Origin of the sequence: Vibrio hepatarius (assembly GCF_043642085.1) — a bacterium.
GTDB classification, from domain to species: Bacteria; Pseudomonadota; Gammaproteobacteria; order Enterobacterales; family Vibrionaceae; genus Vibrio; species Vibrio hepatarius_C.
In genome coordinates this window covers 22,291-37,925 of the sequence record NZ_JBHZSA010000012.1, presented here as the reverse complement: position 1 = coordinate 37,925, position 15,635 = coordinate 22,291, and the positions used below count along the sequence as shown (strand labels likewise).

The window sequence follows — 15,635 nt, the reverse complement described above, 5'->3', positions numbered from 1 at the left end:
TTTAAATTAATTCACTAAATAATAATTAATATTCGACTAATTGTTTTGAAGTTGTTAACTTGGCTGTGTTGTATTGTCTTGAATTTATATTCACTTCTTCTTATTGCCATAAGTTTTATGAAATAGCTAAAAGTTTAGTATTTACGGTGTTTTGTTGCTGATTTTCATCAGGTTGGACCAAACGATGATCTAGCTCTATTGCATATTTATTTTCATAAGCTGCTTGGTTTTTGTTCGAATTCAACTTTTTGTCCTATGTTTGTTGCTTTTCTGTGAATTTTTTGCCAAATTGATGAGCTTGTAAATTACTAGAACGATATTCTGGTAAGAATGGATTCACTTTTCAGACAGGGCAGAAAGCTGCCGAAGCAGTAGAGGTCTGGTAATGTCACTTTTAGAAGTTAAAAACCTTCGAATAGAGTACCCTTCGCGTCATGGTGTACATGCCGCGGTTAAATCGCTTTCTTTTAATATTGAGCGTGGTGAGATCGTCGGCGTAGTAGGCGAATCAGGTGCAGGTAAATCAACGGTCGGTAATGCCGTGATCGATCTACTTAGCCCTCCCGGTCGCATTGCAAGTGGCGACGTTTATTTAGATGGCGAACAGATTTCAGGTCTGACTCCAGAGCAAATGCGTAGCGTGCGTGGCTCTAAGATTGGTTTTATCTTCCAAGACCCAATGACATCGCTCAACCCACTGTTCACTGTTGAGCAACAGCTAAAAGAAACCATCCACGCCAACATGAAAGTCACTGACGCAGAGGCATACAAACGCGCCCTGTCATTGATGGAACAAGTGGGCATCCCACAGCCAGAAAACCGTTTAAAACAATACCCTCACCAATTTTCAGGCGGCATGCGTCAGCGTGTGGTGATTGCGATTGCACTGGCAGGTGAACCTGACCTTATTATCGCTGATGAACCAACCACCGCACTGGATGTCTCTATCCAAGACCAAATTCTTAGCTTAATCCGCGAGTTGTGTATTAAGAACAATGTCGGTTGTATGTTGGTTACTCATGATATGGGTGTGGTCTCTAACGTGACCGATCGCGTAGCGGTAATGTACCGCGGTGATTTGGTTGAGTTTGGTCCAACAGCGAAAGTGCTTGGCGACCCTGACCATTCTTATACGCGCAGCCTAATTTCAGCCGTTCCTCGTTCAGATATGAAGCTGGATCGCTTCCCATTGGTGAGCTACATCGAAGAAGCTCACGAGATGGAACCACTGGATGTTAAAAACCACTGGTTAGGTCAAAGCCAAGATCACCGTGATTACACCGGTTCTCTACTGAGTGTTGAGAACGTTAATTTACGCTTTGTGACCAAAGACTCTCTGTTTGAAAGTCGCCGTGAATACGTGCAAGCATCGAACAATGTGAGCTTTGACGTGTTTGAAGGTGAGACATTTGGCCTTGTAGGTGAATCAGGTTCAGGTAAATCGACTATCGCACGCATTATTGCTGGTCTGTATGAGCCAAATTCAGGCAAGGTGACGTTTGAAGGTATCGACTTGACGTCATTGAAGTCAGAGAAAGAACGTCGTCCTCTGCGCCGTCAAATGCAGATGGTATTCCAGAATCCGTATACCTCAATGAACCCGCGCATGAAGATCTTCGATATCATCGCAGAGCCCATTCGTTTCCATAAACTAACCAACAGTGAAGTGGAAACCCGCACGATCGTGAACGATCTGCTTGATCACGTAGGTTTGGGCAAAATGGCGGGTGTGAAGTACCCACACGAATTCTCCGGTGGTCAGCGTCAGCGTATTTCGATTGCGCGTGCATTGGCAACTCGCCCACGTCTACTTATCTGTGATGAACCGACTTCGGCATTGGATGTATCGGTACAGGCTCAGATCCTTAACTTACTGAAAGACCTCCAAGATGAGTTAAATCTCACCATGCTGTTTATCAGTCACGATTTACCGGTTATTCGTCAAATGTGTGACCGAGTGGGTGTGATGCAGATGGGTACGCTGTTAGAAGTTGCCCCAACAGAGCAGCTATTTACCGCGCCACAGCATGAATACAGTAAGCAACTAATTTCCCTAATGCCTGAATTTACGGGCTTAAGAGAAGAAATAAAAACGGCGTAAGTCGTAGACCTTTCCTGATACAAGCAGCATCAGGTATTAAACAGACGCAAATACAACAACTAGGGATAGAAATCCCGCATAAGGAGTTATGCAATGAAAACCATGAAAAGCAAACTAGCAGTGGCTTTAATGGCAGCTGGCCTTAGCTTTGGCGCAGCGGCAGCAGATATTACCGTCGCTTATGATGCAGACCCAGTGTCACTTGACCCGCATGAGCAACTGTCTGGCGGTACACTGCAAATGTCTCACATGGTATTTGATCCACTAATCCGTTTTAACCAGAAAATGGAATTTGAACCACGATTGGCTGAATCTTGGGAACGTATTGATGGCGAAACGATGCAGTTTAATATCCGCCAAGGCGTTAAATTCCACTCAGGTAATGCACTAACTGCAGATGACGTAGTGTGGACATTTGACCGTCTGAAAAGCTCTCCTGACTTCAAAGGTATCTTTGGCCCAATCGTTTCGATCACTAAAACTGGTGATTACACAGTAGAAGTGAAAACTGAAGGTGTTTACCCGCTAGTAGAAAACGTAATGACTTACCTGTTCCCAATGGACAGCAAGTTCTACTCAGGTAAGACCGAAGATGGTAAAGACAAAGCTGAGCTAGTTAAGCACGGTAACTCTTACGCATCGACCAATGTTTCTGGTACTGGTCCTTTCATTATCACTCAGCGTGAGCAAGGCGTTAAAGTAACGTTTGAGCGTTTCAACGATTACTGGGACAAAGAGTCTGACGGTAACGTAGACAAGCTAACGCTAGTACCAATCAAAGAAGACGCAACACGTGTTGCAGCACTTCTTTCTGGCGACGTTGACATGATTGCTCCTGTTGCACCAAACGACTACAAGCGTATTGAGAAAGCGGACAGTGTAGATCTTTACACTATGCCAGGTACGCGTGTTATCACGTTCCAAATGAACCAAAACAGCAACCCTGCACTGAAAGACGTGCGTGTTCGTCAAGCGATTACCTACGCAATCAACAACGAAGGTATCACTAAGAAAGTAATGAAGGGTGCGGCAACGGCTGCGGGTCAACAGAGCCCAGTAGGTTTCGTTGGTCACAACGCAGACCTTAAACCTCGCTACGATCTTAAGAAAGCGAAACAGCTGATGAAAGAAGCGGGTTACGAGAAAGGCTTCACGCTAACTATGATGGCACCAAACAACCGTTACGTGAACGATGACAAGATTGCTCAAGCTTCTGCAGCAATGCTGTCTAAGATCGGTATCAAGGTTGATCTGAAGACAATGCCAAAAGCTCAATACTGGCCTGAATTCGATAAGTGTGCGGCAGATATGCTAATGATCGGCTGGCACCCAGATACAGAGGATTCAGGTAACTTTACTGAGTTCCTCGCAATGACGCGTAACGCAGAAACTGGTAAAGGTCAGTACAACTGTGGTCACTACTCAAATGCTGAAGTTGATAAGCTGATTGTAGAAACGAACACAATGACTGATCTTGAGAAGCGTAGTGCATCGCTGAAGAAAGTAGAAGAGATTCTATACAACGAAGCGGCGTTCGTACCTCTACACTGGCAAGATCCATCATGGGCAGCGAAAGGTAACGTTGAGATTGGTCCAATCATCAACGGTATGAACTTCCCATACTTCGGTGACCTAGTGGTTAAATAATCACGAGTGAACCAGACCAAGTATTCATGATTCGGTGAGTGCTTGGTCGATTTTTGGTGCTTAGCTTTGTTTCAGTCGGGTTAAGTACCATTTTTAAGACTGAAATCTATGGAAAGTTTAAGGGGCAAGGAATGTTTTCGTTTCTGGTCAAGCGCCTGTTTCAGGCACTGATAGTGATGTTTGTGATCAGTCTAGTGGCGTTTGCCATTCAGGATAACCTAGGCGACCCGTTACGTGAGTTGGTTGGTCAGTCGGTTTCAGAAGCCGAGCGCCAAGCGCTACGTGATGATCTAGGTCTGAATGATCCCTTCATTACAAAATACACTCGCTTTGTCGGCAATGCGCTACAAGGTGACTTAGGTACATCTTACTTCTTCAAGCGCCCTGCGGTTGAAGTGATTCTTGATAAATTGGTAGCGACACTCGAGTTAGTGTTTGGTGCCACGCTTATCATTGTTTTCTGTTCGATTCCTCTTGGCGTCTACTCGGCAATTCATCCAAAAAGCTTCTTTACTAAGCTAGTGATGGCTGGCAGTAGTATCGGTATCTCGATTCCTGTTTTCTTAACCGCCATCATGCTGATGTATGTGTTTTCGATTGAGTTAGGCTGGTTGCCATCTTATGGCCGAGGTGAGACAGCTAATATATTTGGCTGGGAGTCAGGCTACTTTACCCTTGATGGACTAGCTCACTTGGTTCTGCCATGTATTGCACTGGCATCTATCATGCTGCCGCTATTTATTCGTCTGGTACGTTCAGAGATGCTTGAAGTTCTTAGCTCTGAGTACATTAAGTTTGGTAAGGCGAAAGGCCTTGCACTGAACAAGATTTACTACCAACACGCATTGAAAAACACCATGCTGCCAGTATTAACGGTCGGTGGTGTACAGATTGGTACTATGGTGGCTTATACCATCCTAACTGAAACAGTTTTCCAGTGGCCTGGTACAGGTTTCCTTTTCCTTGAAGCAATTAACCGTGTAGATACACCGCTTATCACGGCTTACGTTATTTTTGTTGGCCTAATCTTCGTGGTAACCAATACGATTGTTGACTTGCTATACGGCATCATCAACCCGACCGTAAATCTAACAGGTAAAGGAGCTTAATCATGAGTCAAACAGCAGTAGCTCCTTCTCGCTGGGAGCGTTTTAAACAGTCGGACTTCTTGTATTACTTCAAGCGCGATAACGTCGCGATGGCAAGTTTTACTGTGTTCATGCTTTTCTTGGTGATGGCTTTGGCTGCGCCAGTTTTATCGCCAACTGACCCATACGATTTATCATCGATTGATATTATGGACTCAGAGCTGCCACCATCATGGATGGAAGATGGTGATGAGCGATTCTTGCTTGGTACCGATGAGCAGGGCCGTGACATTTTGTCGACCATTCTTTACGGCTCTCGTTTGTCACTAACGATTGGTTTCTTAGCTGTAGGTCTACAGTTATTCCTAGGTATCGTGATTGGTTTATCTGCGGGTTACTTCGGTGGCCGTATCGATAGTTTCCTAATGCGTTTTGCTGATGTACAGCTTTCGTTCTCAACCATGATGGTCGCGATCATCGTCTCGGCTATCTTTAAAGCCAGCTTTGGCAGTGACTTCTATAGTCAGTATGCGGTGGTGATGCTGGTGGTGATCATTGGTGTGGCTGAATGGCCGCAGTATGCACGTACTATCCGTGCTTCAGTATTGGCTGAGAAGAAGAAAGAGTATGTTGAAGCGGCACGTGTAATGGGCTTTAAAGCACCACGCATTATGTTCCGCCACATTCTGCCAAACTGTCTATCACCGATCTTGGTTATCTCGACGGTTCAGGTGGCCAATGCGATCATGTCGGAAGCGGCGCTGTCTTTCCTTGGTTTAGGTCTACCGGTCGATCAACCATCACTAGGTGCTTTAATCAGTATCGGCTTTAACTACATCTTCTCAGGTGCATGGTGGATTACTGCCTTCCCTGGCATCGTTCTAGTTATGCTGGTATTGGTTATCAACCTACTGGGTGACTGGTTACGTGATGTATTTAACCCGAAGATCTACAAAGGGTAATTTTCTCCTTATCGATAAAGCCGCGATTATTCGCGGCTTTTTTGTTTTTGGTGTATTTCAATTCGGTAATCAATGTTTACCGCATTGGACGGAGCGTTTTACGCCGATTTCGTGTCTGATTATTAAAATGAGTAGTAGGCCATCTCTTACAACTGAGGTGGTTTGAACATAAACATAATAATTAAGTCATCAAGAAGGTAAGTGAGTGAAGCCTGGAAAAACGGGAATTGTCCGCGTGCTGCATGCAACGCGATATTCAATCAAGGGGCTAAAGGCGGCATGGCAACATGAGGCGGCATTTAGGCAAGAGATCATCATTGGTTTAGCTATGCTAGTAGTGGCGTTGTGGCTACCTGTCACCGCGGTTGAAAAGGTATTGCTGATTGGCAGTCTGTTTATTGTCGTGATTGTTGAACTGCTTAACTCAGCAATCGAAGCTGTGGTTGATCGCATCGGCAGTGAGCTGCACGAGTTGAGCGGTCGAGCGAAAGATATCGCCTCAGCCGCGGTGTTTATTGCCTTGATGTTGGCATTGCTAACCTGGGGAATCATTGTTGGAGGTCTACTATGACAGCTTGGATTGGTCGACACTCTATCAAGCTTAGCTATGTGGCATTGAGTGCGTTACTGGCGGTCTATTTCTCTCTGGCGTTAAACCTGCCTATTTATAAAGAGCTGCTACAACTTTTCTCAGCGATGGATGCGGTAAAGCTTGGCTTTATCCTCTCTATTCCGCTGTTCTTCTTTGCAGTGCTCAACTTGCTGTTCAATTTGTTGAGTTGGCCTTTAGTGACTAAGCCTTTTTTTAGCTTGCTGTTGGTCCTTTCGGCGCTCGTCAGTTATGCCGGCTATAACTATGGCACCATCTTTGACACCAATATGATCGTTAATATCATGCAGACTGACAGCAGTGAGGCGAGCTCTTATCTCAGTCTTTACTCGATATTATGGGTCGTTGGGCTCGGTGTTTTGCCTGCAGTGCTGCTGATCATGGTGCCGATTAAGCGTGAACCCTGGCTTAAACTGATTGGGAAAAAACTACTCTCTATATTAGGCTCGGTGTTGATGTTGGCGCTCATTGCCGGACTTTACTATCAGGATTACGCTTCGTTTGGCCGCAATCACAGCTATTTAAAGAAAATGATTGTGCCAACGCAGTTTGTTTATGCCACCAGCAGCTATATCAAGCAGACTTACTTCACCACCCCACAACCTTATGTCGAACTGGGACTGGATGCGCATCAGTCTAAGCAAGCCTTAGAGCAAGCTCAGCACAAGCCCAATTTGGTGGTATTAGTGGTCGGCGAGACCGCACGCTCGCAAAATTATCAGCTTAATGGCTATTCACGTGACACCAACCCTTACACCAGCAAGTTAGACGTGGTGTCGTTTCAAGATGTGCGCTCTTGTGGTACGGCTACTGCGGTGTCATTGCCGTGTATGTTCTCCATCTTGACCCACGACAGCTACGATCATGATCAGGCCAATAACCAAGATAATGTGCTCGATATTCTCAATCGTGCCGGAGTGTCGATGATTTGGGAAGACGATGACGGTGGGGATAAGAACGTAGCTCGACATATCGAAGTTCAGATGATGCAACGCTCGCGTAAAGACAGTGAGTGTGATGGCAATACCTGCTACGACATGGTGCTACTAGAAAACTTATTGCCGAATATCGAACGGCTTTCGGGTAATGAGCTGATTGCCTTGCATCTTATTGGCAGCCACGGGCCAACCTACTATAAGCGCTATCCAAAGGATATGGCGGTGTTCCAGCCTGATTGCCCGAGAGCTGATATTGAAAATTGTACTCAGCAACAGATACTCAATAGTTACGACAACAGCATTCGTTATACCGATTTTGTTCTGAGTCAGGTGATTGAACAGCTCAAGGGTCTAGAGTCGAAATACAATACTGCGGTGATCTACCTGTCTGACCATGGTGAATCGCTGGGCGAGGGTGGCATGTATTTACATGGTGCGCCGTACGCGTTCGCGCCAGATTATCAAACCACGGTACCACTTATTGTTTGGATGTCACCAGGTTTCCAGCAGGCGAAAAATATCAACTACGATTGTCTCAAGCAAGGCGCCAAGCTGCGCGAGCATTATTCGCAAGACAACCTGTTTCACTCTTTATTAGGCATAATGGATGTCGAAACGGAAACCTATCAGGTAGAGAAAGATATCTTTTCTGCGTGTCGGGTTAAGTTGTGAGGATATCAATTGCTTAAAGGGTGATCTGAGCCTTGGATTTAGCGTGTAGATTCTCACTACACTAGGGGCCGTAATTGATTACGGCTCTTTTTTTGCATTCACTTTTTCTCAACAGTGAACAAGTAATAATGTCACACTATTTGTCTGCATAGTGGATAAAAGAATGAAGTTTATGGATATCGATATGGCAGCAAAGCCAAAGCAATTTTTTTCTAAGCGATGGAGCCTTATAGCTCTATTGGCCTTGCCAGTTATGCCTACGCCGACACTGGCTCAAGAATTCCTCTGTGATGCAACCCAAGCCTATGCGAATGAACTGCCGGTACTAGATAAAGCCTGTCCGATCGGCAAAGGGATATGGGGCAATTCTAAGCCGCGTGGCAGTGAATCTACTTTTTGGATTCAGTGTGGTGTGTTTGGTAAGCCGTTGTCATTGGAGAAAGCTAAGGCCTTGTATAAGCACATCGGCACTGATGTATGGATAAAGCCTGAAGCTAAAGGATGGCGCTGCTTAATCGGGCCTTACACCAATTTCGCTGAGGTGAAGCAGGACCTTGCGAATGTAAAAACGGAAAAGGGCTATAAAGAAGCCTTTATTCGTGAAGTGGTGAGCGGGAAACCAGTGAAAGCGACACCACCAGCCAAAACCAAAAAGTCACCTAAGCCAGCAGCTCAGTCTACAACGGTATTACCCGCACCGATAAAACAACCGGCTAAGCCAACTGTTGTTTCTTCCCCTGAGCCGAAAAAGCAACAGCAAGAAATTGCGATTCGTTTAGCGACCACCATTAATGGCGTGGAATATAAAGTCCCTTACGTGATGTTTAGTGATGATCAGTTCTATATGGAGCACTCACTGCCGTGGAACCGTATGGATTATGACGAAGCGTATAAGACCTGTTATCGCCTTGGCATGGGAATGGCGACGATAGAGCAGTGGCAGGCGCTGCTCAAATCGGGAGAGATGGAAAAGAGCCAATGGCCAATGCATTTACCTTATTGGGGGAGCAACAAAATTGGCTTATTTACCAGTGGCAAGACCAATCAGCTAAAAGGCACTTCACTGCTCAATGTAATGTGTGTGAAGTAGTCACTAAGCAATAAAAAAGCAGGCTAATTGGCCTGCTTTTTTGTATCCGCGAGATAAACTTATTATAGCTACTGTGGTAACGGACAAAATCACCAGGTGAGTTTGAACGTAGCATGCTGAGCAGGTTTATGCTTCATTGGAGTCGCTACACCAAGATGCGCGTATCACATCATACTACTCAACAAATCAGGAGATTATGGTGAGTTTAATTCCAAGAACGGAAAGAGCGGCATTTTCAATTACGCCGCTGTCATATGGAAACTCAGTACTTGGCGCGAAGTTGCTTTATTTCCCCGCTCAAGTAGAGAGTGAGTCGCGTGGCCTGATTTTAGCCGGAACCCATGGTGATGAAACGGCCTCAATAGCAGGCCTGTCTTGTGCATTGCGCAGCCTGCCAGCAGAGAGGTTGTGCCATGATGTCATCTTGTCGATTAATCCTGATGGTAACCAATTAGGCACCCGAGCTAATGCCAATCAGGTTGACCTTAACCGCGCTTTTCCTACGCAAAATTGGGTCAAAGAGGGCACTGTGTATCGTTGGAGCTCAAACACGTCAGTACGAGATGTGAAAATCGGAACTGGAAAAAAGGATCTATTAGAGCCCGAGATTCAGGCACTGATTGAATTGATTGAGCAAAGGCAGCCTGAGTTTGTGGTGTCGTTTCACGAGCCGCTTGCCTGTGTCGATGACCCACATCGCTCAGAATTGGCGGCTTGGCTGTCTAAGAAGTTTGATTTGCCCATGGTTGACGATGTTGATTATGAAACCCCGGGTTCATTTGGCTCTTGGTGCGACGAAAGGAATTTGCCTTGTATCACCTTGGAGCTTCCCCCCGTTGCGGCAGATTTCACCATTGAGCACTATCTAGAGGCGTTTATCGCGCTGTTGGAATATCAGCCGAGTCGCTGTTAGCTTTAACCTCAAAATAAAAAACGGGCCGTGCATAGAATGCACGGCCCGTTATAGTTAGAACGCTTATCTGCCAAAAAGTGACAGTGAGCGATTAGCGCATCGTAACAAACTCTTCTGAGCCAGTTGGGTGAATCGCCACAACAGAGTCGAAGTCTGCTTTGGTTGCGCCCATCTTCATAGCTACGCCGAAGCCTTGAATCATTTCATCAACTGTGAAACCGATGCCGTGCAGACCAACAACAGTCTCTTCTTCACCAGCACATACTAGCTTCATCTTACATGGTTGACGGTGCTTAGTTACTGCTGTGTACATCGCCGTAAAGCCAGAGGTGTAAACCTTCACGTTGTCTTTGCCGTATTTCTCTTCAGCTTCTTGAGTTGTTAGACCAATAGTGCCGATAGGTGGGTGGCTAAATACAACAGTAGGAACTAGGTTGTAGTCCATTTTCGCATTGGTTTTGCCGTTGAACAGACGCTCAGAAAGCTGGCGACCTGCTTTAACCGCAACTGGAGTCAGTTCGATACCGCCTTCCATGATGTCACCTACACAGTAGATGCCTTTCACATTGGTTTCTTGGTATTCGTCTACCTTGATGTAGCCACGGTCGTTGGTTTCAACGCCAGTAGATGCAAGGTTGATTGCGTCCGTTGCTGGGTGACGGCCGATTGCCCAGATTAGTTGGTCAACGTTTTGTGTGTTGCCGTTTTCTAGGTGAAGAGTCAGGCTGCCATCCGCTTCTTTAACGATCTCTTTTGGAATAGATTGGGTGTGCAGCTTAGGACCTTCTGCGTCCATTACCTCAACTAGCGTTTCAATGATCATTGGGTCAAAGCTACGTAGTGGAGATTCTTTACGTACAAACAGGTGAGTTTCTGTACCAAGTGCATTCAGTACGCCTGCGATTTCAACCGCAATGTAACCTGCGCCAATCACAGCAACGCGTTTTGGCTGCTCGTTTAGCTCAAAGAAACCGTTAGAGTCGATGCCGTATTCCGCACCTGGAATGTTTGGAATAGTCGGACGGCCACCAACAGCGATTAGGATATGATCCGCTGTGTAGTGTTCACCGTTTACTTCAACCGTCTTCTCATCAACAAACTTAGCGAAGCCTTTGATGACGTTGACTTTGTTGTTACCCAGAACACGATCGTAAGACTGGTGTATACGACCAATGTAAGCTTGGCGACTTTCAACTAGTTTGCTCCAGTCAAAGCCTTTTACATCTACATCGAAGCCGTAGTCTTCAGCGTATAGGTTCATTGCATCCGCAATTTGCGCACCGTGCCACATAACCTTCTTCGGTACACAGCCAACGTTGACACACGTACCGCCTAGGTCTTGAGCTTCAATCAGCGCGACTTTTGCGCCGTACATAGCTGCACGGTTAGCCGATGCGATGCCGCCTGAGCCGCCGCCGATACAGATGTAATCAAAATGAGTCGCCATTACTTTCTCCGAGCTTATTAATTTATTTGATTGCTACTGAGTATATAGGGATGAATTTGAGCAAACTCAATCCGCCACTCAGAGCTGTCCTTGATTCTTATCATAAATCGACTCTGACTGATTTCCCAATGGGAAAAAGTGAGGTTGGTTATGACAAATAGCGATAATAGCCGTCATATTTGAAGCTGCAGCGTTGTTGACTGCGTAAATCCACCCTAATTACATAGAACACCTATGCGCATAGGGCTGTATTTACTTGTCGCCTAGCTGCAACTCCAACTATTTAGGCTAGAGTAATCTTACTCCGGTACTATCCATTCCACTTTAAAGTGACCGGTTGCAGGAGCAATTGCTTCTTGCAGGAACGGTAGAATTTCTTTCATCTGACTTTCCAACTTCCACGGCGGGTTAATTACGATCATGCCTGACGCTGTCATACCGCGCTCGTTGGTATCTGGTGACACGCCTAATTCGATTTGCAGAATCTTGCGAATGTCTAAGCCTTCTAATCCTTCAATCATATCTTCGATGTCACAACGATTAACTACCGGGTACCAAATTGCGTAGATACCGGTTGCCCAACGTTTATGGCTTTGAGCAATAGCTGTCACTACGTCACGGTACTCTTTTGCCAATTCGTAAGGTGGATCAATCAGCACAAGACCGCGGCGCTCTTTTGGCGGTAGGCTTGCTTTTAGACGTTGAAAGCCATCTTCTTTGTAGATGGATACCTGACGATCGCGGTGGAACTCTTGCTCAAGCAGCGGGTGATCGGCAGGGTGCAGTTCAGTTAGTACCATGCGATCTTGCGGGCGCAGTTGAGCGCGGGCCACGCGGGGTGAGCCTGGGTAGTAGCGCAGAGCATCACCGTTATTGAGCGTTTTAATCGACTCAAGGTAGCTTTGAATATCTTGAGGGATATCCGCTTGATCCCAAATGCGAGCGATACCTTGTTTGTATTCGCCAGTTTTTTCTGACCACTCGTGAGTCAGGTCGTAACGACCTACACCTGAGTGGGTATCGTGGTAAACAAATGGCTTATCTTTTTGCTTGAGCGCATCCAGAATAAGGCTTTGAACGATATGCTTAACCACGTCGGCGTGGTTACCAGCGTGAAAACTGTGGCGGTAACTTAACAAAATGACTCTCTCGAAATGGTCTTGCAACCATATTGAAGTTAATACGAACGATTCGCCGATTATATACTCAGTGGCGTCACGATGCTCGTATTTAGCAACAACTTAGCCGCCGCTCGCTATTGAAAAATGCTCAACGCACCTATATTTAATCTTTAAGATGTTGAATATACTCAATAGACGAACCCGTAGTTCGCTTTGGCTAACAAAAGGAATGATTTATGTCGAATCCACTTCTTAGTTTTACCGATTTGCCCCCGTTTTCACAGATTAAACCAGAACATGTTAAACCAGCGGTAGAGCAGGTGATTGCTGACTGTCGAGCTAAAATCGAACAGGTACTTGCCGAGGATCTTACCCCAACATGGGAAAGCGTCGTGGCGCCAATTGAAGAGGTGGATGACCGCTTAAGTCGTATTTGGTCTCCTGTGAGCCACATGAACTCGGTGGTCAACAGTGATGAACTGCGTGACGCTTACGAAAGTTGTCTGCCGCTATTGTCTGAGTACGGTACTTGGGTTGGCCAACATAAAGGTCTGTTTGAAGCGTATAAAGCGCTAAAGGCGGACGAGAGCTTTGCAGCTCTTTCTCAAGCGCAAAAGAAAACCATCACTGATTCGCTACGTGATTTTGAATTGTCAGGCATTGGCCTACCTGCTGATGAGCAGCATCGTTATGGTGAGATCAGCAAGCGTATGTCAGAGCTAGGCTCTAAGTTCTCGAACAATGTGCTTGATGCGACTATGGGTTGGAACAAGCATGTGACCGATGAAGCAGACTTGGCGGGCATGCCAGAGTCGGCACTGGCGGCAGCGAAAGCGGCGGCTGAATCTAAGCAGCTAGATGGTTACTTGTTAACTCTTGATATCCCATCTTACCTACCAGTAATGACTTACTGTGATAACCAAGAGCTGCGTAAAGAGTTGTACGAAGCGTACGTCACTCGCGCGTCAGATCGTGGCCCTAAAGCGGGTGAGTGGGACAACACAGAGATCATCAACGAGCAGTTAAAACTGCGTTGCGAGATTGCGCGTATGCTCGGCTTTAACACTTACAGTGAAAAGTCTCTGGCAACCAAGATGGCAGAAAACCCTTCACAGGTGCTGGGTTTCTTGAACGATTTAGCCAACAAAGCAAAACCTCAAGGTGAACGCGAAGTGGAAGAGCTGCGCCAATTTGCTAAAGCAGAGTTTGGCGTTGAAGCGCTTAACCTGTGGGATATTGCTTATTACAGCGAGAAGCAAAAACAGCACCTATTCCAAATTTCAGATGAAGAGCTGCGCCCATACTTCCCAGAGGCGAAAGCGGTAAGCGGTCTGTTTGAAGTACTGAAGCGCGTGTTTGGCATGACGGTTAAAGAGCGTGAAGGTGTGGATACTTGGCATGAGTCAGTGCGCTTCTTCGATATCTTTGATGCTGATGACAAACTGCGTGGTAGCTTCTATCTCGACTTATATGCTCGCGAGCATAAACGTGGTGGTGCGTGGATGGACGAATGCCGCGTGCGCCGTATTACCCCTACCGGTGAGCTGCAATCGCCAGTCGCGTATCTAACCTGTAACTTTAACCGCCCAGTCGGTGATAAGCCGGCGCTATTTACTCACGATGAAGTAGTAACTCTGTTCCACGAATTTGGTCATGGTATTCACCACATGCTGACTCAAGTCGACACTGGTGCGGTATCAGGTATTAACGGTGTGCCATGGGATGCGGTTGAGCTACCAAGTCAGTTCCTAGAAAACTGGTGTTGGGAAGAAGGGGCGCTGGCGTTCATTTCTGGTCACTATGAAACGGGTCAAGCATTGCCAAAAGAGATGCTAGAAAAAATGCTGGCAGCGAAGAACTTCCAGTCAGCGATGTTTATCTTGCGTCAGCTAGAGTTTGGTCTGTTTGATTTCACGCTCCACACTGAGTTTGATCCCGAAGTGGGCCCTCGCGTATTAGAAACGTTGGCGGAAGTGAAATCGAAAGTGGCAGTACTGCCAAGCTTGGAGTGGAACCGCTTCTCACACAGCTTTAGCCATATCTTTGCCGGTGGCTACAGCGCTGGTTACTACAGCTACTTGTGGGCAGAAGTGTTGTCATCGGATGCGTTCTCTCGCTTTGAAGAAGAAGGCATTTTCAACACCGAAACGGGTCAAAGCTTCCTTAATAACATCCTAGAGATGGGTGGCAGTGAAGAGCCGATGGAGCTGTTTAAACGCTTCCGCGGTCGTGAGCCACAAATTGATGCTTTGCTGCGTCATTCAGGAATTAGCGCTTAATTCCTTTTTGAGAAATAAACAAAACGCCTCTGACTTGATGAGTCAGGGGCGTTTTTTATTGATATGATAATCAGCGCCGCATGCAAGGAGGTAATATGCTGAAACTAGGTAAGATGTTGATATTGAGCGTACTGCTAGGTGCGTCTGGTTGTGCTGAGTTAAAGCAAGCGGGGACTGACATTGGTCACGCGACTCGTGATGCCACGACGGCTATCGGCCACGCAACACGAGATGCGACCAAAGCGATAGGTCACGCCTCTCGTGATGCGGTTAACTCGGTCAACGATGATTTAAATAGCGATGGCTAGCGAGCGAACTTAGCCCTTAGCAGTTTATCGATAGAGAATGGTCCTGGTCCCCATACCACCACGATTAGGATCATTAATCCCCATAATTGGTGGTCAAAGAAGCCTTGCTCCCACAACACAGGATAGGACACCACAGCGATAATATTAAATACAAACAAGATCGCAGCCATTGGTCGTGTTAATAATCCAAACGCCACAAACACAGGCAGAATCAGCTCTGCCGCGGTACCCATATAAGCGGCTAACTGCCATGGCAAAATCGGGACTTGGTATTCGTACTCAAACAGATAGAGAGTGCTATCCCAAGTGGCAATCTTAGTCAGCCCCGAATTAAAGAATACCCAGGCAACCCAAAGGCGGCAAAACAGCAGCAATAGAGGAACGAAAGCACTCTGAGTCGCATTGATAATATTGTCGTAAGTGTTGAGCATATTTTTGATTGAATCAGACATGCTTATC

General features: G+C 46.2%; 13 protein-coding genes. 10 read left to right on the top strand and 3 right to left on the bottom strand.

All coding sequences use genetic code 11. The features are described from left to right. Nucleotides 1-385: 385 nt before the first annotated feature. From ACHUFZ_RS17905 to mpaA, 8 genes are all read left to right on the top strand, one after another. Nucleotides 386-2,101, top strand: coding sequence for a dipeptide ABC transporter ATP-binding protein (locus tag ACHUFZ_RS17905; protein WP_394128211.1), 1,716 nt, complete (start codon nucleotides 386-388; stop codon nucleotides 2,099-2,101). A gap of 93 nt (nucleotides 2,102-2,194) precedes the next feature. Next, nucleotides 2,195-3,748: an ABC transporter substrate-binding protein gene (locus ACHUFZ_RS17900; RefSeq protein WP_394128210.1), complete on the top strand. Its 1,554-nt coding sequence runs from the start codon at nucleotides 2,195-2,197 to the stop codon at nucleotides 3,746-3,748. 131 nt (nucleotides 3,749-3,879) lie between these two features. Next, nucleotides 3,880-4,857 carry an ABC transporter permease gene (locus tag ACHUFZ_RS17895; RefSeq protein WP_053440748.1) on the top strand — a complete coding sequence of 326 codons (978 nt, stop codon included), beginning with the start codon at nucleotides 3,880-3,882 and terminating at the stop codon, nucleotides 4,855-4,857. Between the two features lie 2 nt (nucleotides 4,858-4,859). Beyond that, entirely contained in the window at nucleotides 4,860-5,798 is a 939-nt protein-coding gene (locus tag ACHUFZ_RS17890) for an ABC transporter permease (RefSeq protein ID WP_394128209.1), read from the top strand. Between the two features lie 205 nt (nucleotides 5,799-6,003). Continuing rightward, nucleotides 6,004-6,369, top strand: a complete 366-nt coding sequence (locus ACHUFZ_RS17885) for a diacylglycerol kinase (RefSeq protein WP_394128208.1) — start codon at nucleotides 6,004-6,006, stop codon at nucleotides 6,367-6,369. Next, a complete protein-coding gene (locus ACHUFZ_RS17880) occupies nucleotides 6,366-8,018 on the top strand; it encodes a phosphoethanolamine transferase (RefSeq protein WP_394128207.1) in 1,653 nt (550 codons plus the stop codon). Before ACHUFZ_RS17885 ends, ACHUFZ_RS17880 begins: the two co-directional genes overlap by 4 nt. Nucleotides 8,019-8,190: 172 nt before the next feature. Then, complete coding sequence (locus ACHUFZ_RS17875) at nucleotides 8,191-9,108, top strand: SPOR domain-containing protein (protein ID WP_394128249.1); 918 nt, start codon at nucleotides 8,191-8,193, stop codon at nucleotides 9,106-9,108. Between the two features lie 199 nt (nucleotides 9,109-9,307). Further along, nucleotides 9,308-10,021, top strand: a complete 714-nt coding sequence (gene mpaA / locus ACHUFZ_RS17870) for a murein tripeptide amidase MpaA (protein WP_394128248.1) — start codon at nucleotides 9,308-9,310, stop codon at nucleotides 10,019-10,021. Between the two features lie 91 nt (nucleotides 10,022-10,112). Here the strand turns inward: mpaA and gorA are convergent, their stop codons facing one another. Both gorA and ACHUFZ_RS17860 read right to left on the bottom strand, forming a co-directional pair. Further along, nucleotides 10,113-11,468: a glutathione-disulfide reductase gene (gene gorA, locus ACHUFZ_RS17865; RefSeq protein ID WP_053440754.1), complete on the bottom strand. Its 1,356-nt coding sequence runs from the start codon at nucleotides 11,466-11,468 to the stop codon at nucleotides 10,113-10,115. Nucleotides 11,469-11,767: 299 nt separating this feature from the next. Continuing rightward, nucleotides 11,768-12,607: a 23S rRNA (adenine(2030)-N(6))-methyltransferase RlmJ gene (locus ACHUFZ_RS17860; RefSeq protein WP_394128206.1), complete on the bottom strand. Its 840-nt coding sequence runs from the start codon at nucleotides 12,605-12,607 to the stop codon at nucleotides 11,768-11,770. Between the two features lie 218 nt (nucleotides 12,608-12,825). On the opposite strand from ACHUFZ_RS17860, the gene prlC reads away from it, so the two are divergent. Both prlC and ACHUFZ_RS17850 read left to right on the top strand, forming a co-directional pair. Beyond that, nucleotides 12,826-14,868, top strand: a complete 2,043-nt coding sequence (prlC, locus tag ACHUFZ_RS17855; protein ID WP_394128205.1) for an oligopeptidase A — start codon at nucleotides 12,826-12,828, stop codon at nucleotides 14,866-14,868. A 95-nt stretch (nucleotides 14,869-14,963) separates the two neighbouring features. Then, nucleotides 14,964-15,176: a hypothetical protein gene (locus tag ACHUFZ_RS17850; RefSeq protein ID WP_053440757.1), complete on the top strand. Its 213-nt coding sequence runs from the start codon at nucleotides 14,964-14,966 to the stop codon at nucleotides 15,174-15,176. Here the strand turns inward: ACHUFZ_RS17850 and ACHUFZ_RS17845 are convergent. Beyond that, nucleotides 15,173-15,628: a DoxX family protein gene (locus tag ACHUFZ_RS17845; RefSeq protein WP_134835782.1), complete on the bottom strand. Its 456-nt coding sequence runs from the start codon at nucleotides 15,626-15,628 to the stop codon at nucleotides 15,173-15,175. The genes ACHUFZ_RS17850 and ACHUFZ_RS17845 overlap by 4 nt on opposite strands. Nucleotides 15,629-15,635: the final 7 nt, after the last annotated feature.